At 38.6% G+C, this 22,869-nt stretch carries 16 protein-coding genes; 6 read left to right on the top strand and 10 right to left on the bottom strand.

All coding sequences use genetic code 11. The annotated features are described in order from the left end of the window. Positions 1-15 precede the first annotated feature (15 nt). The 7 genes from BWI92_RS08010 to BWI92_RS07980 all read right to left on the bottom strand — a co-directional run bounded on the left by BWI92_RS08010 (position 16) and on the right by BWI92_RS07980 (position 9,672). The gene (locus tag BWI92_RS08010) at positions 16-2,646 is read right to left on the bottom strand and encodes a hypothetical protein (protein ID WP_095161712.1); all 2,631 of its coding nucleotides are present in this window, start codon (positions 2,644-2,646) and stop codon (positions 16-18) included. Positions 2,647-2,651: 5 nt separating this feature from the next. After that, on the bottom strand, positions 2,652-3,260 hold the full coding sequence (locus tag BWI92_RS08005) for a TolC family protein (protein ID WP_176464371.1): 609 nt from the start codon (positions 3,258-3,260) through the stop codon (positions 2,652-2,654). Between the two features lie 318 nt (positions 3,261-3,578). Beyond that, positions 3,579-4,712, bottom strand: coding sequence for a sugar transferase (locus BWI92_RS08000; protein WP_229362825.1), 1,134 nt, complete (start codon positions 4,710-4,712; stop codon positions 3,579-3,581). A 113-nt stretch (positions 4,713-4,825) separates the two neighbouring features. Further along, on the bottom strand, positions 4,826-5,200 hold the full coding sequence (locus BWI92_RS07995; protein WP_229362823.1) for a response regulator transcription factor: 375 nt from the start codon (positions 5,198-5,200) through the stop codon (positions 4,826-4,828). Beyond that, positions 5,181-6,527 (bottom strand): O-antigen ligase domain-containing protein, encoded by a 1,347-nt coding sequence (locus BWI92_RS07990; protein WP_141234718.1) that lies wholly within the window; start codon positions 6,525-6,527, stop codon positions 5,181-5,183. Before BWI92_RS07990 ends, BWI92_RS07995 begins: the two co-directional genes overlap by 20 nt. Before the next feature lie 89 nt (positions 6,528-6,616). Beyond that, positions 6,617-7,585 carry a hypothetical protein gene (locus BWI92_RS07985; RefSeq protein ID WP_141234717.1) on the bottom strand — a complete coding sequence of 323 codons (969 nt, stop codon included), beginning with the start codon at positions 7,583-7,585 and terminating at the stop codon, positions 6,617-6,619. A gap of 803 nt (positions 7,586-8,388) precedes the next feature. Next, positions 8,389-9,672 carry a cation:dicarboxylate symporter family transporter gene (locus BWI92_RS07980; protein ID WP_095161700.1) on the bottom strand — a complete coding sequence of 428 codons (1,284 nt, stop codon included), beginning with the start codon at positions 9,670-9,672 and terminating at the stop codon, positions 8,389-8,391. Positions 9,673-10,337: 665 nt separating this feature from the next. On the opposite strand from BWI92_RS07980, the gene trxB reads away from it, so the two are divergent. The 4 genes from trxB to bshB1 all read left to right on the top strand — a co-directional run bounded on the left by trxB (position 10,338) and on the right by bshB1 (position 14,714). Next, entirely contained in the window at positions 10,338-11,276 is a 939-nt protein-coding gene (gene trxB / locus BWI92_RS07975) for a thioredoxin-disulfide reductase (RefSeq protein ID WP_095161698.1), read from the top strand. Positions 11,277-11,361: 85 nt separating this feature from the next. Next, complete coding sequence (locus BWI92_RS07970) at positions 11,362-12,480, top strand: peptidoglycan DD-metalloendopeptidase family protein (protein WP_095161696.1); 1,119 nt, start codon at positions 11,362-11,364, stop codon at positions 12,478-12,480. A 261-nt stretch (positions 12,481-12,741) separates the two neighbouring features. After that, positions 12,742-13,851: a M23 family metallopeptidase gene (locus BWI92_RS07965; protein WP_141234716.1), complete on the top strand. Its 1,110-nt coding sequence runs from the start codon at positions 12,742-12,744 to the stop codon at positions 13,849-13,851. Between the two features lie 143 nt (positions 13,852-13,994). Then, positions 13,995-14,714: a bacillithiol biosynthesis deacetylase BshB1 gene (bshB1, locus tag BWI92_RS07960; protein ID WP_095161692.1), complete on the top strand. Its 720-nt coding sequence runs from the start codon at positions 13,995-13,997 to the stop codon at positions 14,712-14,714. A 247-nt stretch (positions 14,715-14,961) separates the two neighbouring features. Here the strand turns inward: bshB1 and fabV are convergent, their stop codons facing one another. The 3 genes from fabV to pdxH form a co-directional block, all read right to left on the bottom strand. Then, positions 14,962-16,155 carry an enoyl-ACP reductase FabV gene (gene fabV, locus BWI92_RS07955; protein ID WP_095162013.1) on the bottom strand — a complete coding sequence of 398 codons (1,194 nt, stop codon included), beginning with the start codon at positions 16,153-16,155 and terminating at the stop codon, positions 14,962-14,964. A gap of 208 nt (positions 16,156-16,363) precedes the next feature. Continuing rightward, positions 16,364-17,218, bottom strand: a complete 855-nt coding sequence (locus tag BWI92_RS07950; protein WP_095161690.1) for a glycosyltransferase family 2 protein — start codon at positions 17,216-17,218, stop codon at positions 16,364-16,366. Positions 17,219-17,390: 172 nt separating this feature from the next. Continuing rightward, positions 17,391-18,038 (bottom strand): pyridoxamine 5'-phosphate oxidase, encoded by a 648-nt coding sequence (pdxH, locus tag BWI92_RS07945; protein WP_095161688.1) that lies wholly within the window; start codon positions 18,036-18,038, stop codon positions 17,391-17,393. A gap of 260 nt (positions 18,039-18,298) precedes the next feature. Here pdxH and BWI92_RS07940 point away from each other — a divergent pair, with 260 nt between their 5' ends. Together BWI92_RS07940 and BWI92_RS07935 are read left to right on the top strand one after the other, a co-directional pair. Then, entirely contained in the window at positions 18,299-21,778 is a 3,480-nt protein-coding gene (locus BWI92_RS07940; protein ID WP_229362821.1) for an amidohydrolase family protein, read from the top strand. A 193-nt stretch (positions 21,779-21,971) separates the two neighbouring features. After that, positions 21,972-22,869, top strand: an 898-nt coding sequence (locus BWI92_RS07935) for a hypothetical protein (RefSeq protein WP_176464370.1), incomplete at its 3' end; no start/stop codon positions are given.

Genomic DNA, 22,869 nt, shown 5'->3' with positions numbered 1-22,869 from the left:
TTTATAAATACTATTTTACGGTTGAATTTCTTTCTGACGAATAAGCGTTTTGACCGAATCATGGCGTACCGAATCAGGAATGGACTCTAACTGTGATGGGTCAATAATAATCGAATCCAAATTCGGAACCAGTCTGGTGCTTCTTACTTTCGCCAATGAGTCGACTTGATTGCCTACTACAAAGTCGGTGAATTTTTCGTATTGAGATTCTGGAGTAGTTTTCCAAAATAAATACAAGGCGCAAATACCCACAAACCCCATAGTACCTAACCCCGCAGCGATTTTTATCCAACGATAGCGGCGTTTTTGTAATACGCGATAATAGCCCAAGCTTTTGCCTTTCTCGGCTTTGATTCTAGATTGTCTATTAACAGCATCAGGTATCTCGACACGTGTTTCTACAAAATCAGTCAGTCCATTTTCTGTAAACCAAGCACTTTCTTCTTCCTTCTTGAGCATTTCGTACTTCAATTTGACATTAGTACGTTTGCTTTGATGACGTTTGATGAGTAAATCCTTGAATTTTCTTCTAAACCAAGAGCGCACTTTCGGAATTTCTCCAATAATACCTTCCAAGAAATCATGTTTTACCTTATTGAGCAGTAAACCAATCGGGTTTTGGGTGTTTTCGGTATAGGTTTGAAATACATATTGATCGGCACTATCCCACACACGGGTGGAGTCAGCCAAAATCAAGGTAAAAGCAGCTTGTTTGACCAGCCCCACAGGAATTGGATGACTAATAAGCGGAGGCAATTCGAAAAAGATATATTCACAATCGTCAAAAGTATCGGTAATGTCCACATCGTTTAGAGAGGTGGTACTTGCAAAATTACCTCTCAGTGTGTAGGCGTATGCAAAATCTCCATCGGCATAATTATGAGGATTGAGCCAAACCGACTTGGCGCCACTTTCATTCAGTTTTGAACATAGTTTACTGATGAAGTAGCTTTTGCCTTCGCCTTTTCGAGTACTACAAAGGAGCACAAGTTTGGGGATTTTGATATTGTCGCCATTGAGCCTTTTTAGTCTCGAAATACATTGATTGAGCGTGTAAGTTTCAATGACATTGAACAAAATATTATGTTTTTGTGGATCTACCAGCGGTAAAGCACCTACAAACGGAACGCCAATTTCTTTTTCTGCCTTAACGGGATGTTTGAGGGAATTGTCCAAAAACTCTCGACCAATAATCGAAACAATAACTAGGATTAATCCAGCCATAAATGCCGCCACAATCAAGGTTGAACGTTTGGATGGTTCGGCTTTGGTTGGGTAAATAGGAGGGTCTATCACTCGTAGGTTGATAGACATCATAAGGTTTTGTTCTCTAATTTTACTCAGATTCAAGCTTCCTAAGATGCTTAGATATTCTTTTTCAATAACACCAATTTCTCTTTCGTAACGACTAACGGTTGAACCAAGCGGAGCAAAACGATCGTATTTTAAATCATATTCATGTTTAATATCCTTTAAAATCAAAAGTCTAGCTTGGCTTTTATCAATAGAAATAGTAGCATTAATCCATTCGGAGAAGTACATTTTTGCAGGGATACCTGTTTTGGTATTGCTCAGTTCATAATACTCGATCACATTACTTTTAAACTTGTTTTCGAGCTGATTGAGGCGTTCTCTTACTTGGGCAATTTCTTGTTCGCGAGGTTTACTTTCAAACTCCATCAAGGTCAATCTTGTCGTGTAGAAATTGATAGAATCTCGTAGAGAAGCAAACTTTTTGCTTTTTGCTACAAGGTCATCCTTGAATCCAATTTTGTTTTCTAAGTCTCTTAAAACAGCTCTATTTGATTCTATTTCAGAGATTAATGCTTGAATACGCTCTTCTAAATCACCATCTTTTACGGTGACCATTTTGGTTTGCTCGTAGTAGTTGATGATACGATTTTGGCTTGAAAAATTAGTAAGCTTGTCTTCGGAGTTCTTTAATTTGGCACTGACATTACGAAGTTGCTCTTCAAAATAAGCCACAACATTGCCCGTTTCATGAATTTTGATTTGTTTGTATTTACCAATGACCACATGCGTAATAAGTTCCAGAGTTTTCTTGACAACCGCAGGGTCGCTGGCCGAGTACGAAATTTGAACCATATCACTATTGTTTTGGCGATTGACGCTAAAACGCGATAAAATACCAGGACCAGAATAAATACCTTTTTCGGCACCCATTAAGACTTTGGCTATTTTGCTTTCGGGCTTAATGATGTCGTCGTACACATTTTGCAAGGTTTTTTCGTAGGTAGAATCAGCGAGAGCACGAATTTCTTTTTCAGAAAGAACCTCTCTGAGTTTACCAAAAGTATACTTGCTTGCCACTGCCGAGTCGGGCTTTGTGAGCATAATATGTTGTGCAAGTAGGCGCAATCCTACCTCTTCCATGGAGCTTTTAGACTTCATGGTATTGAATAGGTTATCGAAAGCGTTGCTTACTGTTACGTTGTCGATTTTGGTAGCACCACTAGATTCGATATTATAACCCGATGCCAAACCTGTATACAAAAGAGAATTGGCTGTATATTCTCGTACTTCATTTTTCGTTAGTCGAAAAACCGTAGCCGCAAGTGTAATTGGTAGAAGAATTACCAACCACTTGAACTCAATTAACAACCGAACAAAGCGAATCAAACTCATAATTTTTAAAATAGTCTTTTACCTATCAATACCTCTAATAGCCTTACATTCATGATAAAAGTTTGTTTGGCATTTTCATAACCTACAGCTGCACTCGATGTCGACTCAAGGATTCTAGCCATATCTGCCACATTGATTTGTCCTTCAGAGAATTCACGTTCTGCCATTTTTTTGTTGACCAATGATGATGTTTTCATCTCAATTGCGATTTTGAGCGCTTCATGAGCACCTGCTACTGCATAGTATTTGGCTATTACATCGTTCTTGATTTGGTCAATTGTTAGCTGTTTAGATTCTATGGCAATTTGTTTATCGGCTTTTGCAATTTTGGTAATATTTTTCTGCGTAATAATCGTATTAATCGAAAATGCTGCACCAAGCGACAGTCGATAACCGTTGTTATAATTGGAAAAAGCTTCCAAATTCCCTGTGGCTTGTTGTACCAAAAGCGATTGATTTCCTGCTGAATAACTCGTTCCTAAGCTAATACCACTTGTCCAAGATTTTTTCTGAACCATCAATTGTTGGTTAGCTTTGTTGATAATTTGCTCTTGCTGCTTTAGGGCAGGTGAATACTGAATAGCCAACTCTATTATCTCATCAAGTGGAGGCAATTGAAAATCTGTTTCAGGCGATTTAGGTGTTGAAGCTTGAGCAAATATATCCCTATGGCTGAAAAGTAGTAGACAGCACACACTCAGAGCAATTGACCAAGTTTTCAACAAAGTAAGTTTTATATTAATCATAATATATTCCAAATTAGTACTTTACGAAGGATTTCTAACTATTTCAGATTTGGGATTTCTGATGTCGGAAATAAGGTTAAATACCTTTATTTTTTACGAAATATAATTGATTACACTTCCGAAATCTAACATCCGATATTCGAAATATACCGTTTCTATAATCCTTCATACAACCCTAATTCCAAGTCAGACATTCTCAGATTGTAATAATGCAGGGAAGGTCTTCAGGATAATCATTAAGTCCATTTTGAAAGAAAAGTTTTTGGCATATTCTATATCCAATTGAATTCTTTCTTCTTCAGTCATATCCGTTTTGCCTTTTCCTCTTTTGGTTACTTGCCAAAGCCCCGTCAAGCCACCCGGGCCTGCAAAGCGATAGATATAGTCGTCTGTTGTCAACTTTTCGGCTTCGTACAAGGGTAAAGGTCTATTACCCACCAGTGAAATGTCACCTGTAAAGATGTTGAACAACTGCGGTAGTTCGTCGATACTCGTATTTCTCAAAAACTTACCTAAGCGAGTAATGCGAGGGTCATTTTGAAACTTCATAAAAGCAACTTTGCTATTTTTTTCTTGTAAATATTGCTTCTCGCAAATGCTTTTACCATCCAAATACATAGACTGCTCACATTTGACGCCTTTGATACGGCAAGCTTCACACAAGCCATCGCTCGTATTTTCTGAAGGCTTTTCTTTAGAATACATATTCAAGTCACCCATGTTTTTGATGAGTTGATCGGCATCTGTTCGCATGGTTCTAAATTTGTATAGATCAAAAATCCGATACCCTGCACCCACACGCTTAGACTTGTAAACAATAGGGCCTTTCGAGTCTAATTTTATCAAAATAGCAACAATTATTAATAAAGGCGAAAGCAACAAAATAGCTGTTCCTGTAGAAATTACGTCAAAGGCACGTTTCCACCAAGGAATTTTTACGTCAAGTACATTGGATTTAGTTTGTTGCATAGCCACATAATGACGTCGGCGTACAAAATAATCTAAGCGCACCAAAAGGTCTCCTTTATCAAATGTACTGGTAAAAACATCATCTCCTTTTTTGGCGAGTACTTCCTTGATAAGACCTTGATTTAGGTCGGCTGAGGTGATGATAACAGGTAAAGCCTTCGTCCAAGCATTATCACGAACCTGTTCTAAAAACTTTAGTCCTCCTAGATATTTGCTAATAATAACGGCATCTGGAGAATAACTGGTTTTGAGTAACTCTAAGGCTTCGTCGGATGAGCCAAGTACTTGTACTTGAATGTCTTGTCCGAATTTTTTAAGGAAATTAACTACAACGTTTGAATCATTTTCCACAAGAAATATTTTTTTTTGTGGAGGGGTATATTCATAATTTTCCATATCAAATATAAAGTCGGTGGGTTAGCATAATGTGGTTTTTGGAAATATAATGCCGAAAGACTATGTTCTTACAAAGGCTGCACTCGTCGCATAATTGCTCTAATTTTGGCTTGTACTTCCATCGGGTTGAAAGGTTTTAGCATAAAGTCGTCTGCTCCAATATTCAGACAATCGATGCGCTCTTTACTTTCGTCGGTACCCGAAAGGATGATGACTGGGATTTGCCCAAAAAGATTACTTGCCCTAAGAATTTTCAAAAATTCTTTTCCACTGAGGTTAGGCATATTCAAATCAGCTATGATAAAGTCTATATCAAATCCTCCTTCAAGTAAAGAAAGTGCCTCCATACCGTCACCTTTTACCACTACATTGAAGTCTTTCTTAAGAAAATGCTCCAATACAATGCGTGTGCTTTGTTCGTCATCAACGATTAGTAGTGTCAACTGCTTGCTCATAATATTCATCTTTAGTAAAAACATACAAAAACGAGATACTCAAATATATTGCCACATTGGTAGGCAGTTGCCCAAGGATTTGGTTGCCATAACAAGCTACCAAGATACCGAACATACCACTGTATAGTGCCACCAATTTGTCTCGTAACAGACAGGGGGGGATTTTCCAGAGCTTTAATCCGAAATAAATCATAAAGGTGAGTAACATTCCAATATGCACATAAAGTCCAACTACACCACATTCTGCCCAAATTTTGACATACCAACTATCTAGGGCGGTTACTGCTAGGAATGTTCCAGGAGAAAAACGTGTCCCCCAAAAACCTGCTGACCCAATACCACCGCCAATGGGTCTGGATGCAAGATATCCTCTTAGTTTTGCCTGATTAATCAAGCGTAACTGCAACGAAGGGTCATTTGGGTCAAGCCCTGTGCGCATACGGTTGATTTGGTAATTACTCTGCCCAATTTTGGTAAACTTGAGCATCCCAAAAAACATTACGGCTGCGATTCCTCCAATTACTAGCATTTTGTAGTTTCTGGACATTCCCAAATATGCCATAAAGCCCCCCATAACCACAAATAGTGCCCCTCGTGTACCTGAGATGGACATCCCCCACAAACAGAATAATCCTCCTGTGAGGTAAAAAAGCTTGAAGTTTCGATTGCCAAAGGGAGAAAGACTTAATAAAATACAAATCAATCCTATATGTCCCATGGCTGCACCATATTGCCCCGCATCAGAGTAAAAAGAAAAAACTCTTAACTTCCCAAACAACATATGTGTGGTAGCATTGCCTGAGTCCATCCAAGCTTGTTCAAAGCGGTCAAGGCCTACAAAAAGCTGTCGAGCGCCCCATAACGTTGCTATACAAGAAGCTATCATCCAGATTTTTAATACTCGGTCCAAATGCTTTTCTGTGCGCATAAGTACGATTCCTAAAACAACTATCAGAATTAGGTACAAAATCACCGCACGCATCGCATAAAACCACGCCTCCTTACTTCTAGCTTCTGGGTTGAAAAACTCTAGCATACAATAGGCTCCCCATACATAAATCGCAATCAGAATAGGGTTGCGCTTCATGTCAGGCCAAGGATCACCTTCAAATCCTTTAAAGAACTCTGCTAATAGGGCTATTACCAAAAAAACGTCAACAGAAAGCCCCAAAGGGCCTGCATTGGCGTATCTTCCTACGCCATTTACAAAAAATGAAAAAACTAATACTGTATAAACCCCCAAAACTGGATTACGAAAAATGGCAATCAAATATCCAATTACAAAGGGTAAAGCAATAATGGTTGCTGCTCCCATAATTTGGGTTTTGGCAACAAATATCCCAAGAATAATACCGCTAAAAATTATCCCTGATAAATATAAAATTTGTTTAGTTGTAACTCCCATTAAAGCGTAATAATTGATACTTGGTTGCCATAACTAATTCCTTGGGAATTAATGGCATATGCTCGAACATAATAAGCTGTTTTTGAACTTAAGCCCGACAACGCACTGCTAAACGCTCCAGCAGAGCCTTGTTTAAATATGGTTCGAGGATTGGCAGTAGTAGGGTTGGGAGTAGTACTCCAACAATGCCCATATTCTGTTACTTCCGAACAACCAATATTAGAAATAGTCCCGTTGGCTATCGCTCCTTGTGCCGAAATATTATCAATGATATTAGATACGACTGTTGGTGCTGATTTACAAGACGTTATATAAGTTATTTCATTTCCGTAGGATACTCCTGTGGCATTTTTTGCATACGCTCGAATGACATACTTAGTATTGTTACTCAAACCACGAAGTTGACTAGTAAAATTTCCTTGAGATAGGGTAGACGTAAGAATGGTACGCTGATTGTTTATGGTAGGTGTTGAAAGCCCCCAGCAATGTCCATATTCAGTAACAACAGAAGCGCCTTGTAGGTTGAGTGTCCCTTGAACATTTAAGGTCCCTATCCCTTCATCGGAGGCACTGCCTGTAGATACATTGGGTAATTGAATGGGTAATGTCTTGAGCGTTATTTGATTTGAGTAAGAAGTTTTTAGCCCAATTCTTGAAAATGCACGTACATAATAGGTGGTAGCAGGCGATAAATTACTCAAGCTACTCGAAAATACTTCTATCAATGGTTGCCCCGAATAACTTATCAAGGAGTCACGTGTAGTGGGCTCTCCAGTCTTGTTCCAGCACATCCCATAGACATTAATGGACGCATTTCCTAAGCTGACAAATTCAGCTGTTATGGTGGCATTATAGTCGGTTACAATCCAATTGGGCCTTATCGTTAATTCAGGATAAACAAGTTGGTCTTCCAACTTACAAGCTCCTGTAATCAAAATAAGGAGGATTAACCATGAATTTTTTAGCATCTTAAACAAAGTATAGTTCAATAAATCATTGATTGACAAAAACCTTGCCAAGCCTCAATTACGTACAACACCGAAATTGTTTGAATATACAAAAAATTCAATATTCAGCACCAAAAGGTAGAAAATACTTACAAGTTTAAGTGTGATTTTATGATCATTTGAAATACTGAATTGCTAGTGAACAAAGGCAGAAATAGTGATAAAATCCGCAATCTGAACACTGCTAATATATACAAAATGGTAGTCGTATTTTTTCTCGTGTTTAAGCCAAGCGTTGACAGTTTTGATGAAAACGTATTTAAGGATTTGTATTGATACTACTTGGGCGAATGGAATATACTAAGCTAGGAATAAATTCAAGAAAAGTCCTTATCAGAACTCATAGATTAGAGGTAACATTAGTCATTTGTTTGAACTAAAATAATACATCCTAAGCTATTTTTTAATCTTTTCACTCAAAAACTTTAACTATGGCTACACATATTGCCATGTTGTCGCAGTGGAGCAACGTTTTCTATTTTGGGGATGTCTAAAAAGGTATAGAATCACTACAAACATACTTACCTATGGACCAATTGTTAATCATTATTCAGATTTCACTATTGATTTTTTCAGTAATATTTGTGTTGAAACCTACACAAAATGCGGAAGAAAAACAGAGGACTATCAAGGATAGAAAGCCGATAGTAGGATTGAAAGCAAGGTATTATTTGACAATTATCAACCGAAATCATAGAGATTAAAAGACTCATAACCGAAGGCTTTTGGGGCTGAAAGTCTTTTAATCTCCGCATTATTTTTTGCTAAGACAAAATACCTTCTTGGTCGAAAGCTTTTTTCATTTTTTCGTGGTCAAATTCTCCTTCATTATTGGCCAAGAAAATCGTAGCAACTCCATTGCCTATAAAATTGGTAATGGCGCGAGCCTCAGACATAAAGCGGTCAACACCCAACAGTAGAGCTAGTCCCTCTACAGGAATCACATGCACTGCAGTAAGTGTTGATGCCAATACGATAAATCCACTTCCAGTAACGCCCGCAGCTCCTTTGGAAGTTACCATCAAGATGCCAATAATAGTAAATATTTGCTCCAAACTCAGGTGAACATTGAAGACCTGAGCCAAAAAAATCGTTGCCATCGAAAGATAAATGGTTGTACCATCCAAGTTAAAAGAATATCCAGCAGGTACGACCAACCCGACTACCGATTTGCCACAGCCCATTCTTTCGAGTTTTTCCATTAATGAAGGTAATCCAGCTTCGGAAGATGATGTCCCTAACACGATAAGAAGTTCTTCTTTGATGTATTTCAAAAACTTCCAAAGATTTACTTTGTAATAACGAAGAATAAAAAACAGTACCACAAATACAAAAACGCCCATCGTGATATACACCGTAACCATGAGTTTGGCCAAAGGAATAAGGGTTTTCAATCCGTATTTCGCAATGGTAAATGCCATTCCTCCAAAGGCTCCAATTGGTGCTAATTTCATGACTGTATGCAGACCTGCAAAGATGTATTTTGATACCTTCTGAAATACCTCAATAATTTTATCCTTTCCACTAACATAGTTTAATACTGAGCCAAGGATAATTGCTAATAACAAAACCTGCAAAGTACTATTATCCCAAAAGAATTTCATCCAACTAAATTCAGAAGCGCCTTTGGTGTATTTGGAGATATCTCCGCCTTTGATGGCATCGGTCACCACGCCATCTCCAGGACGAATCACATTGGCTACGATAATCCCAACTAGCAAGGCGATAGTTGTTACTATTTCAAAGTATAAAAGTGCTTTTCCTCCTAATTTTCCTACCTTTTTTAAATCACCCATACTCACGATTCCTAGAGTGATGGTCAAGAATATGATTGGGTTAATAAATTGCTTGACAATACTGATAAAGATCCCACTCAAAAATTCGCTAAAGGTATTGCCAATACTGACTTCGTTGCCCAAAAGCTTGAATTTGATAGCATTTTCAAAAAGCTTATGTAATGCAATGTCTGGTGCAAAATGCCCTAACAAAATACCCGCTGCAATCGCAGTAAGCACCCAGAATGTTAAATTGGTCAGTAGTTTTTTCATAAAATTGGATAGTGATGATATATCTCTTGAAAATAGTTAATTGCTTGCTTTTGTGCTATTTTTCGCTCTCTTCATGCCCTCTATTTACAAATTTGATTAATTTTTGCACTTTTTTTGCATAGAACACTACAGATATGCAAAAAAACTAGTCTTTAAGTTAGTGGGCAAAATAAAATTTAAGATTGTACTTTGGGCTTTCGGCTATGGGCTTTCAGCAGTGGGCTTTGGGAAAAATGCATGTCTGTGGTCGTTAAAAAACATTGCTACCACTCTTTGCCTTGTGCCTGTTGCCTAAACACATAACTTATAATCTTATTTTGCACGATTACTTAGTTAATAAATGATTAGTTGTTGGTAATTGGTTCTAAATATATTCGGTCGCCTAATTGATGGATAGAGGAATTTTTTGAAAAACGGATACTATTTTTTCCTAATCTGATACTGAGCTCTGAAACTCCAAAGTTATTCTCATGGCTTTGATTCAAAAGAATTTGGCGTTTTGGCATTAATCTGCAATTTTTGTATTCTCAAATGTGTTTATTCTGTAGACATATATTTGGGGGTAGGCCTTGCTGGATGCCATTTCCCTAATGTATAAGTCAAAATCTTCTGATTTTTAGAGGTTTCTAATAAAAATCAATCCAGTAAATATCTTAAATATTACAATGGCAGAACATATTAAATGCCTTATTATAGGCTCAGGGCCAGCAGGTTATACTGCGGCAATTTACGCATCACGTGCAGGTTTAGCACCAGTAATGTACCAAGGTAGTCAACCTGGCGGTCAGCTAACAATCACTAATGACGTTGAAAACTTCCCTGGCTATCCAGATGGTATCCAAGGCCCACAAATGATGCAAGATTTAGAAAATCAGGCTCGTCGTTTTGGAACTGATATTCGTTTTGGTATGGCTACTTCTGTAGATTTCTCAGTTTCTCCTAAAAAAGTAGTAATTGACGAAAGCACTGAACTTACTGCTGATGCGGTTATTATCGCAACAGGTGCTTCAGCAAAATGGCTTGGTTTAGAATCAGAAAAAAAATATAACGGTTTAGGGGTATCAGCGTGTGCGGTTTGTGATGGTTTCTTCTACCGTAACCAAGTAGTTGCTATCGTAGGTGGTGGCGATACGGCTGCAGAAGAGGCTACTTATTTGGCCAATATCTGTTCAAAAGTACACATGATTGTTCGTCGTGAAGAACTACGTGCTTCATTGATTATGCAAAAACGTGTATTGAACAATCCTAAAATTGAAGTTCACTGGAATTCAGAAACTGATGAGATTTTGGGTGATGCTTCAGGTGTAACAGGTGCTCGTTTGAAAAATGTGAAAACAGGTGAAACGACTGATTTGACACTTACAGGGTTCTTTGTAGCCATCGGTCACAAACCAAATACAGATATCTTCAAAGACTATTTGAATTTAGACGAAGCAGGATATATCCAGACAATTAAGGGCTCAACAAACACTAATATCGAAGGCGTTTTTGCTTGTGGAGACGCACAAGACAACATTTACCGTCAGGCAGTAACAGCCGCAGGTACAGGTTGTATGGCCGCTTTGGACGCTGAACGTTGGTTGGCTGCAAATGAATTACACTAGTTATGAAATTTTGGGTAGTAGATGCGAATCAGTTCAATAATTACGTTTACTACTCAAATTCCTCGATAACTATAAATACAATACAATGAATATAAGAAGTAATTTTCTTACTGCATTTTTTGTATGTACAGCTATGGTGGCTTGGTCGCAAGAGAAGGGTAGTTTTAAAAACAATCCTAAAATTAAAATCAAGGACAATACTGGACTTTACAAGGAAAAAGAAAAAAAGCAGGACGATTTGCTTGATGAAATGCCCAAACTTCAATTCAGAAATGAATTTGAAGTAGTAGAAAAACAAGCTACTACCACGGCGGGAAGTCAAAAATTTGAACCTGTGAGAGAAGTTAACGCTACTGTAAGTGCATTTGATACTACATCAATTGACGAAAGAGAGCCTTTAGTGATAGAGATAGAGGAGGAGATGAAACCTTCAGGAAGTGACGACTTTGTAACGGTTGCTTCTTATTTTTCTATTTGGGATACCAACACTATTGACCCTTATGGAATCGATGTCAAAGATTTTGATGATGTAGTTGACCTTGAGCTTTTTAATAAAGAGCAAGGGCGTTATTGGAGTGCCCCTACCAATGCACCAAAATTGACCTCTCAGTTTGGCCCACGTTGGGGTCGTTTGCACGCAGGTGTAGACGTAGACCTCGAAACGGGAGACCCTGTTTATTCGGCATTTGATGGTATCGTAAGGGTATCTGGCTACGATGGTGGTGGTTACGGAAACTTCTTGGTAGTAAGACATTACAACGGTTTAGAAACACTCTATGGTCACCTTTCACGCAAAGGTTATGAGTCAGGAATGTTTGTAAAAGCAGGAGACGAAATCGGAAAAGGAGGTAATACAGGTCGTAGTACAGGTTCACACTTGCACTTCGAAACACGTTACGAAGGTAACCCTTTCAATCCTACATATGTGATGAACTTTGCAGGCGAAGGCACTCAGCCAGTGTCTGACCACTTGTTGGTTTCGGCGCGTGTATTTGATACTTATGGCTTGGCTTTGGGTAACGAATATGGCGATGCTGGTAACAAAGTTGTTACTCGCCGTACTGCATGGACTGTAGCTCGCTCGGGTGATACGCTTTACTCTATTGCTAACCGTGCTGGTATTTCGGTAGAACGTTTAGCAAAAATGAATGGAATGAAGTTAAGCTCAAACTTGCGTGCAGGTCGCCGTTTGCGTATTCATTAGACAAAAAGATATTATTAATTTCTAGTATAGAAGCGAAATTACCCATCGGGTAGTCTCGCTTTTTGTTTTCGGAGAATCTAGTATTTCTTTACTTTTACCTCTCGACCTTTTTTCATTAAGATTTCCTTAGACCAAATACTAAAACTCTTTTATTCTGGTTTTACTTGTATATCACTAATTGAAAACAAAGAATTGTTTATCAGAAAAAGCTTGCTGATTTGTGAGCAATTTATTGGAAATCAGACCCTAGAGTTAATTTTTATGAAAAAAGTAATAGTATTGTCTTTGGTATTGCTCGGTTTTTGTCAAGTCAAATCTTTGGCTCAAAATGAGAATGGACGTTACAAAAAACAGACAAAAATCAATAAACAGACTGTAACTGCACCCGCTAAAACTACCAAACAAGAAGAATTCCTTCCTCCTTTACAGCTCAAACCCGAATACGAAACCTCTGCTCAACAAAGTGTTACCGACGGCTCACGCAATCGATATGAGCCTATCCGTGCAATCAATGCTACGGTAAGTGCCTTTGACACAACGTCGGTGGATGAAGGAGATATTCGTCCAGTCGAGGTAATAGAAACTGTTAAAATCAATGGTTCAGATGATGTGGCTATGGTGGCAACGTATTATTCGATTTGGTCTTCCAAAAATATTGATCCTTATGGAATTAATGTCAAAAACTTTGAAGGTGTCGTTGACATCGAATTGTATAATGATGCGATGGGATATCATTGGTCATCTCCTTTGAACTCTGGAGACATTACCTCCAATTTTGGTCCACGTTGGCGTCGCTTGCATGCGGGAGTGGACTTAGATTTGAATATTGGCGACCCTGTATATTCTACTTTCGATGGGATTGTAAGGGTGTCAGGATACGATGGGAGAGGTTATGGGAAATACTTGGTAGTAAGGCATTATAATGGTTTGGAGACGCTTTATGGTCACCTATCACAGAAGTTTTTAGAGTCGGGTACTTATGTCAAGGCTGGTGATGTCATCGGAAAAGGGGGGAATACAGGAAGAAGTACGGGGTCGCACCTTCATTATGAAACCCGTTACGAAGGAAAGGCTTTTAACCCAACCTATGTGTTTTCATTTTCAGGAAAAAATACCAAGCCTGTTGATCAACATGTCATGATTTCGGCAAGGGTATTTGATACTTATGGGGAAATTTTACCCAATGAGTTTAATGAAAATGTAGAAAATGAAGAAGAATATCGTACCACAACATGGGTAACGATTCGCGAAGGAGATACTTTGGCATCTATTGCCAACTTTGCTAATATTTCAATACAACAGCTTACAAAGCTAAATGGGATGAGTTCATCAACAAAATTGAAGATTGGACGAAGACTAAGAATCAATTAAAATGAAAAATTTTAATGGCAAGTGGATAATGGTCGAATTTTTGATTTATTTTATTTGTTCAAAAGAAATTGAGCTTTAAGTTAAACATTGTCTCAATTAGATTTTTCAAGTAATTCAAAATTGTTAGATAGATATTCCATTAAATGAAATTAGATATTTTGGTGATGGCTGCGCATCCAGATGACGCAGAGTTGAGTTGTGCAGGAACAATTTGTTCTCATATTGCCCAAGGTAAAAAAGTGGGTATTGTTGATTTTACACGTGGAGAATTAGGTACTCGTGGAACGCCTGAAATCCGCCAAGCCGAATCAGATGCGGCATCAGCGATTATGGGAATTCATGCTCGTGAGAATTTGGGCTTTAGAGATGGTTTTTTTGTCAATGACGAAGAACATTTGATGAAGTTAATCCGCGTAATTCGTCGTTATAAGCCTGAAACTGTATTGGCAAATGCTATATTCGACCGTCATCCCGACCATATCAAAGGTGCTGAATTGGCGGCAGATGCTTGTTTTAAAGCAGGTTTGCGCATGATTGAAACCTTCGAAGACGATGGTACACCACAAACTGCTTGGCGTCCAAAAAATGTCTATCATTATATTCAAGACCGTTATATTCAACCAGATTTTGTAGTAGATATTACGGCTTATTGGGATAAGAAAGAAGCTTCAATTCGTGCATTCAGAAGTCAATTCTTTGACCCTAGCTCGAAAGAACCAGAATCTTATTTGTCTTCTCCAGAGTTTTTGAAATTTACAGAAGCGCGCAATCGTGAGATGGGACATGCCATTGGCGTTACCTTTGGCGAGGGCTTTACGAGTTATAAAAGAATAGGAGTAAAAGACCTTTCAGCGTTAATTTAATTAGTGAATTGTGTATTAGTGAATTGTGAATTAGTAGTGTACGAAGGATTACAAAAACAACAATTTCAGTTATTGCATCTTGGATTTGAGAGGTAAAATATCCTTTTTTGAATCCTTTTCTACAATATTTACGAAATCGGAAATCTTAAATCCGAAATTGTTTAAAAATCTTAATATTACCCTAATTAGTGAGTTGTGAATTAGTGAATAATAATCTTCCAATTCACTAATTCACAATTCACTAATTCTATACCTGTAAGCCTGGGATTTCTACTACTTCATTAGTATCTGCAGTGTAATCTACACCGCCTACTTTGAAGCCAAATAAATTGTAGAAGTCATTGCTATATCCTTCCAAATCACCAATGCTTGGTAAGTTTTCGGTAGTTGCTTCTTCCCAAAGTGCTGCCACTTTAGCTTGTACATCTGCACGCATTTCCCAATCGTCGATACGGATACGACCTTTTTCATCAACTGGTACGTTGCCACCGGTGTAAAGACGCTCGCTATACAAACGTTGGATTTGCTCGATACAACCCTCGTGAATACCTTCTGCTTTCATTACTTTGTACAATAACGAAATATACAAAGGAATCACAGGAATCGCCGAACTTGCTTGGGTTACCAAAGCTTTGTTTACAGAAACATACGCATTACCACCAATATCGCTCAATTTATCAGCAATAGTGAAAGCCGTAGCTTCCAAATGGTCTTTAGCACGACCGATAGTTCCTTTACGATATACTGGCTCTGTCAATTCTGGTCCAATATAAGAATAAGCGATTGTCAAAGCATTTGGCGCTAATAAATTAGCCGCTTTCAAGCTATCAATCCACATTTCCCAGTCTTCGCCACCCATTACTTTGATTGTATTTTGGATGTCTTCTTCTGTACAAGGGTCAATAGAGATTTCAGTTACTTTTCCAGAGTGGAAATCAACCGTTTTGTTTTTGAAAGGAGCACCGATTGGTTTCAAGACCGAACGGTGAGTAATACCTGTAGTAGGGTCGGTACGAACTGGCGAAGCCAAGCTATATACAACTAAGTCGACTTGACCTAAATCCTCTTTGATAAGGGCAAGCGTTTTTTCTTTTACCTCGTTAGAAAAAGCATCGCCATTGATACTTTTTGCATACAAACCAGCCTCTTGAGCGTGTTTTTCGAATGCAGCAGTATTGTACCAGCCGGGAGTAGCCAGTTTGCCTGGTGAAGATGGTTTTTCGAAGAAAATACCAATTGTTGACGCATCTGACCCAAAAGCACTGGTAATTCGTGATGCCAAACCAAAACCTGTCGAAGCTCCGATTACTAATACACGTTTAGGACCGTCGATTTTACCTTTTGATTTTACGTAGTTGATTTGGTTAATTACATTTTGTTCACAACCTACAGGATGTGCTGTTAGGCAGATAAATCCGCGCATTCTTGGTTCGATAATCATTCCAAATATTGTTTTTGTGATTGATACAATGTTGTAATACTTGACATTAAAATTGAGTGTTTCTAAAATAGTCAAGAAATTACCCTAAGCTTACTTCTAAGATTTTGTACAAGACCTTGAGGGGTTTTTATCCGATAAAAGTACAAAAGTTGTATCGAGCTGACAAATTTTAATCAATTTTCCGCCATTTATCAGCCTCACAAATTCATTAAGAGGTTTTGGTATCGTGTGGTTTGAGTGGACTCAAATAGGTAAATATCCTTTTTATTTCTTTCACTATTCTACTACCCACCATATTAAAAAAGCTTCCATCTTTGTCTAGCGTACGTGTGCCTGTCCATACCCTGATTTTACTACTTTTTACCTGAACTACCTTTCCAAACTGCATTAAATCAAAGGTCAAACGACCATCTTCGCCGCGTACATGACGCATCACATAGCCAACCTTCAGTGCTTGTGCCGTTTTGTACCCCATGGTCATTCCTAAGGTATTGAGATAAGGTCTCTTGAACTGACGTATTTCGGCCATAATATCCTTCATCATTTCATAGATGGCAAGTTTCCAACGCGGCGTTTGTTCATTGGCAATAAATGAATATCGGCCATAAACCACAGCCACATCGTCTGGACGAAGCGCATTAATCATTTGATCTATCCATTCGGGTTGATACATACAGTCTGCGTCAGCGGATAAGATATATTTGCCTTTGGCTTGTTCCAAACCCATCTGACGAGCAGGGCCACAACCTTGAATTGTCTGCGTACAACTACGAATATAGAGCTTGTCTAATACTTCCTGTGTGCGGTCGGTAGAGTTATTATTGACTACCAAAATTTCGAAAGGAATCTTTGTAGTAGAGTCTGCCAAAGAGCCAATGGTTGGGAGCATATTCACCTCTTCATTCCAAGAAGCAATGACAATGCTTACCTCTGGTTTTTCAAAATCAACAAGTTTATGGAGTTTTTGATTGATAGTGGCATATACCTCTTCAGGAATATCATCTACGGTAGCGTAAGGATAGACATATTTCGTAAGCCAAGCTGGATTTTTAAAAAAGCTCATGTCTCTAGTAGGTTGGTATGGTATAAGAGCAATTTAAAGACTATTTGATAGAAATACAAATACCTTGCCAATGGCTAGAGAAGAAAAAAAGGATGAAGAGAGGTTATTTAGTGATTGATTGAATGAGTGATTTTAGCATATTAAAATCACTCATTCAATCAATACCAAATCCCTACGGAGAAAGTCTTTCGATTTTCCAATTACCTGATTCTTCGAGCGTGTAAGCAATTCGATCGTGGAGGCGTGATGGGCGACCTTGCCAAAATTCGATATAAGTTGGTACTAATCTGTACCCGCCCCAATGATCAGGACGTGGTACTTCTTGACCTTCAAATTTCTTAATAAAGGCTTTTTCTTTCTCAATCAATACCTCACGATTTTCCACCACCTGACTTTGGTTAGATACCCATGCACCAATTTGGCTACCTCTTGGTCGCACGGCAAAATAATTGTCAGAATCTTTAGCATCAACCTTCTCTATCGTTCCTTCAATACGTACCTGACGCTCTAGTTCACCCCAGAAAAATGTCAAACACGCGTTAGGATTCGCATCCATTTGGTGTCCTTTACGGCTTTGATAATTAGTATAAAAAGTAAAACCAGTGGCATCTAAGGTTTTTAGGAGTACAATTCTAGCGGATGGTTTGCCATCGGGCGAAACCGTACAAAGGTGCATAGCGTTAGGTTCAAGAATCTGGCTATCAACGGCTTGATTAAACCATTTATGAAACTCTTGAATAGGAGAGGGTAATACATCTGACACATCCAAACTCCCCTTGGTATAATTCTCTCGCAAGGCAGCAAGGTCAACTTTGTTCATGATTTGTTGGGTTTACTGTTTTCGAAAACATAAAGCTATTTATTCAACCTAAAATAATAGCTTGTTGTTTCATGAGCGCAATATTACGGCCTTCTCCCAATTTTAACAATGATAAAATACTGATTTTAGTTGGCTGGTAAGATGATTGGAATTTGGAATCACTTTGAAAGTTCTCGAACACCTTGTATTTTAGACTTATTGTTATTTTAAATGAATAAATCTAAATCTCATCTCCATTCACTTTAACTTGTGATTTCATCATGAATCCTACCTTTATCAATCAAACTAAACTAAAAAACCTTGCCCTTGCTCTTGGATTGAGTGCCTTTGCGGCGGTCGGCATGACCGAAAGGCAACAGCGTCTTTCTCTAACCAAGGAAACGGGCGACAGTGTCAAAAAAGATACGACCAAGTATGTTCGTTATAAAGATTTACCGCTAAAAGCTTCTCGAAAATTCAAATACCAAACTGATGAAGGTACTTGGATGTCATTGGATATAAGTCCAGATGGGAAAAGTCTGGTATTTGACCACATGGGCGACTTGTATTCGATTCCTGCTACTGGTGGAAAAGCCCAAAATATTACCAAAGGTTTGGCTTTTGATACTCATCCACGCTATAGTCCTGATGGGAAAAAACTTTTGTTTATCTCTGATAGAAGTGGTTCGGACAATGTTTGGATGATTGATTTTGAGAAAAAAGATACTGTTCAAGTGACCAAAGACCGTGACCAAAACTACGAAGCAGCAGATTGGACGCCAGACGGAAACTATATTGTATTTGCCAAAGGCCGTATGAATGTCCAACTTTGGATGGTTCATAAAGATGGAGGAGGCGGTGTTCAGTTGATTGATCAACCTGCTACCCTAAAAACTATCGACCCTGCGGTTAGCCCTGATGGACGATATATCTATTTCTCGCAACGCAATGGTGCTTGGAATTACAATGCCATGTTTCCACAATACCAAATTGGGATGTATGACCGTGACAACGGCAAACGCACTACCATTACCTCTCGCTATGGTTCGGCATTTACCCCAACGATTTCGGGTGATGGCAAATGGCTAGTGTATGGTTCTCGTTTTGAAGATAAAACAGGTTTGGTACTTCGTAACCTCGTTTCGGGCGATGAAAAATGGTTAGCGTATCCTGTACAACGTGACGACCAAGAGTCAATCGCCACGATGGGCGTTTTGCCTTCGATGACTTTTACGCCAGATAATCAAGCTGTTATTGCTTCGTATGGTGGAAAAATCTACAAAATAGCTTTGAATGGAGGTGCTCCAACGCCGATTCCATTTACAGTAGATATGGATATCGAAATGGGACCAAGATTAGAGTTTAAATATCCTATTAGTGATACTACTCGTACATTGGCAACCCAAATTAGAGACGTAGTGAGTTCGCCAGATGGTAAGAAAATCGCTTTTACAGTACTAAACAGATTGTATGTGGCTGATTATCCCAAAGGTACGCCAAAGCGTTTAACTAATTTGGAGTTTACAGAAGCTCAACCAACTTGGTCAAACGATGGAAGTCAAATCACTTTTGTGACATGGACTGCCCAAGGAGGAAGTTTGTACAAAGTTCAAGCAGATGGAAGCAATCTACAGAAAATCACCTCTGTGCCAGCCCTTTACAGTCAACCAGCATATGCTCCGAAGGATGATAAAATAGTTTTTATTCGTAGTAAAATGCGTGCTTACAAAGAATCTGTAGGTCCTGTGGCTAATGGTTCTGAAGATGAATTATGCTGGATTGAAACCAAAGGCAGTGATATTACCGTAATCGACCAAGCTAAAGGAAGAGAATATCCTCATTTTGTCGAAAAACAAACAGATAGAATATATCTCAGCGGAGCCGATGGAAGTGTAGTGTCTATCAAATGGGATGGTACAGACGAAAAAACTCATGCGAAAGTTTCGGGTATTACTACTTACGGAATGAGCATCGAGGGAGAAGATTTTGTGCATAACTGTATGCTTTCAGAACGTACAGCTTCGGCAATGGAAGTGAATCGTGCATCAAACGCATCCAGAGTATTAATGTCCCCTGATGGAGAAAAAGCGTTGGCGCAGATTAACAATGATATTTACTCGATGACGATTCCTCAAACGGGCAAAACGGTTTCTATTTCTGTAGCAGATGCTTCTTCAGCGCAATTTCCAGCCAAAAAATTGACTGATTTAGGTGGGGAGTTTCCGTCTTGGTCAAGCGATTCTAAGAAAATCCGTTGGGCATTAGGGCGTTATCATTTTGAGTATGACTTTGATAAATCGGTGGCTTTTGATGATAGTGTAAAAGCAGCAAAGAAAGCACAAGAAAAAGCCAAAGCTGATTCAATCAGTAAAGCAAAAACAGATACCGTAAAAATCAAGACTGATGCCAAACCAAAAGTTGCTAAAGCTCCAGTCAAAAAAGCTGACGATACTTACAAACCTTTAGAAATAGAGATTAAGGTATATTACGAAAAAGATATTCCTCAATCTGCCATCTTGTTGAGAGGTGGTCGTATCATTACCATGAAAGGAGAAGAGGTAATTGCCAATGGGGATGTATTGATAGAAAACAATCGAATCAAAGCTGTAGGAAAAAGTGGGACGCTCAAAGCATCAGGTGCCAAGGTTGTAGATGTGAGTGGAAAAACGATTATTCCAGGTTTTGTAGATACTCACTCGCACATGTGGCCACAATGGGGTATTCAAAAAAATCAGGTTTGGATTTATGCTGCTAATCTCGCTTACGGTGTAACCACAACTCGTGACCCGCAAACTGCCACTACTGACATATTGACTTATAGCGATATGGTAGAAGCTGGCAAAATGGTTGGACCACGTGTGTACTCAACAGGTCCAGGGGTTGGTTTTTGGTCCTATAATATCAAAGACTCAACAGGTGCAAGCAATGCCCTCAAACAATACAGCAAGTATTTTAACACTAGATACATCAAAATGTATTTGACAGGTAATCGCCAGACTCGTCAGTGGATAATTAAGGCAGCGAAAGAACAACAATTGATGCCAACGACCGAAGGTGGTTTGAATCTCAAATTGAACATTACGAATATGTTAGACGGATACCCTGGACATGAACATACCATTCCCGTATATCCATTGTACAATGATTTAGTAAAATCTATATCATATTCAAAAATGGCGGTAACTCCGACGCTATTAGTATCCTATGGTGGTCCATTTGCTGAAATTTATTACTTCGAAACAGAAGACCCTTATCATGACAAAAAGATGCAATACTTCATGCCGTATGAAGAATTAGCCGAGAAAACTAGACGTGTGAGTGGTTGGTTTTTACCAGAAGAACACGTTTTCCAAAAACACGCCAAATCTATGAAATCAATGGTAGAAAATGGTTCATTGGCAGGTATTGGTAGTCATGGAGAGTTCCAAGGTTTGGGTTATCACTGGGAACTATGGTCGATGCAAAGTGGAGGCATGAAAACGCATGATGCCTTGAAAGTAGCAACTATTCTGGGTGCTACAGCCTTAGGTTTGGATAAAGATTTAGGAAGTATCGAAAAAGGAAAACTAGCCGATTTGTTGATTTTGGACAAAAACCCTTTAGAAAATATTCGCAATTCGAATAGCATTAAAATGGTTGTGAAAAACGGACGTGTGTACGATGCCAATACGCTAAACGAGACTTATCCTAGCAACACCAAACTCATTCGCAGTGAATGGGAATTTGAAAAACCAGCCAAGACTACGAATATTGATGAGTAGATGCAGTTGCGTCTGAGACGTTCCAAATTGAGTGAGTTTTGATTGAGTGAATGAGTGATTATTACTCTATGTCTCTCAAACAGATTCAATATCAAACATGAGTCATCCCGAATTTTTCGTGAAGACTTTTAAAAACGAAACCTCCTTGTTTACTTTGTGAATTACGACAAACACAAACAAACAGGAGGTTTCTATGCATAAAGCATTTCTACAAAATAATGACATAAAATCGAGTAAGTCAAGACTCTCTCATTTACTTCTTCATAAACTTGATCTTTATCTTGCTGACGTCCAGTTATCGTTAGATTCTGTTCTGGATAAGCGTTTAGTTCGTACTTTTTACGATTTAATAGTTGCCATTTTATTGCATCGACACAACTCTATGGGCTTATTGCTTAGTGAGTTAGGTGGCTATATTTGCGGTTTTTCACATGCTCCCGCTGGGACAAAGCGCATCAGTAATCTGTTACGCTCCAAAAAATGGACATCTACTATCATTGATAATTTTCTCTTTAGTCAAACTCGAAAAAGGCTTGAATCGTTAGTAAAACAGGGAAAACGTCCGCTAATGCTTTGGGATGATAGTCGGCTAGAAAAGGCTGAATCTTGGTTTTTGGAAGGGCTTTGTAGTGTAGAAAGCTCAAAGGCAAAACGACTAACACGGATAAAAAAAGGATACTATTCTCCTCCTAATAAACGTATTTGTGTTCCTGGTTATCATTGGACAAGTACGTTGCTCTCAGCTTTGGGTGAGTCTGTAAGTGTATGTCAGATGAGTTGGTGGACTACCAGAGGTAAATACAAGGAATATGGTCGAAACATTATGTTTCGGATGCTAGAAAAACTACAAGCACAAGTAGGAAAAGGCATCCTACATGTGCTTGACCGTGGTTACGCTAATGAGTGGACCATCGAGTGGTTTACGAACTTCGAACAAGATTTCCTAGTCCGATGGAAGAAGAATCATTTACTTATACACTCAACTAAAGGTAAAAAGCAAACCCATCTTCTAGCTCGCTCTTTTAAAGCTAGAAGTAAAAAGATTGTGCTCGATTCTCAGAGAAAGATTCTCAAGAGCATTTCTATTGCTT

It is taken from the genome of Flectobacillus sp. BAB-3569, from assembly GCF_002270355.1.
In the GTDB taxonomy this organism is placed as follows: Bacteria; Bacteroidota; Bacteroidia; order Cytophagales; family Spirosomataceae; genus Flectobacillus; species Flectobacillus roseus.
This window is presented reverse-complemented; position numbering and strand designations above follow the sequence as displayed.

What these genes read in the sequence shown, in the direction of transcription:
- BWI92_RS07990 (WP_141234718.1), bottom strand. Translation starts at nt 6,527, where the DNA reads ATGGGAGCAGCAACCATTATTGCTTTACCCTTTGTAATTGGATATTTG.
- fabV (WP_095162013.1), bottom strand. Translation starts at nt 16,155, where the DNA reads ATGATTATCGAACCAAGAATGCGCGGATTTATCTGCCTAACAGCACAT.
- BWI92_RS07940 (WP_229362821.1), top strand. Translation starts at nt 18,299, where the DNA reads ATGAATCCTACCTTTATCAATCAAACTAAACTAAAAAACCTTGCCCTT.
- BWI92_RS08010 (WP_095161712.1), bottom strand. Translation starts at nt 2,646, where the DNA reads ATGAGTTTGATTCGCTTTGTTCGGTTGTTAATTGAGTTCAAGTGGTTG.
- bshB1 (WP_095161692.1), top strand. Translation starts at nt 13,995, where the DNA reads ATGAAATTAGATATTTTGGTGATGGCTGCGCATCCAGATGACGCAGAG.
- BWI92_RS07965 (WP_141234716.1), top strand. Translation starts at nt 12,742, where the DNA reads ATGAAAAAAGTAATAGTATTGTCTTTGGTATTGCTCGGTTTTTGTCAA.
- BWI92_RS07950 (WP_095161690.1), bottom strand. Translation starts at nt 17,218, where the DNA reads ATGAGCTTTTTTAAAAATCCAGCTTGGCTTACGAAATATGTCTATCCT.
- trxB (WP_095161698.1), top strand. Translation starts at nt 10,338, where the DNA reads ATGGCAGAACATATTAAATGCCTTATTATAGGCTCAGGGCCAGCAGGT.
- BWI92_RS07970 (WP_095161696.1), top strand. Translation starts at nt 11,362, where the DNA reads ATGAATATAAGAAGTAATTTTCTTACTGCATTTTTTGTATGTACAGCT.
- BWI92_RS07980 (WP_095161700.1), bottom strand. Translation starts at nt 9,672, where the DNA reads ATGAAAAAACTACTGACCAATTTAACATTCTGGGTGCTTACTGCGATT.
- pdxH (WP_095161688.1), bottom strand. Translation starts at nt 18,038, where the DNA reads ATGAACAAAGTTGACCTTGCTGCCTTGCGAGAGAATTATACCAAGGGG.
- BWI92_RS07985 (WP_141234717.1), bottom strand. Translation starts at nt 7,585, where the DNA reads ATGCTAAAAAATTCATGGTTAATCCTCCTTATTTTGATTACAGGAGCT.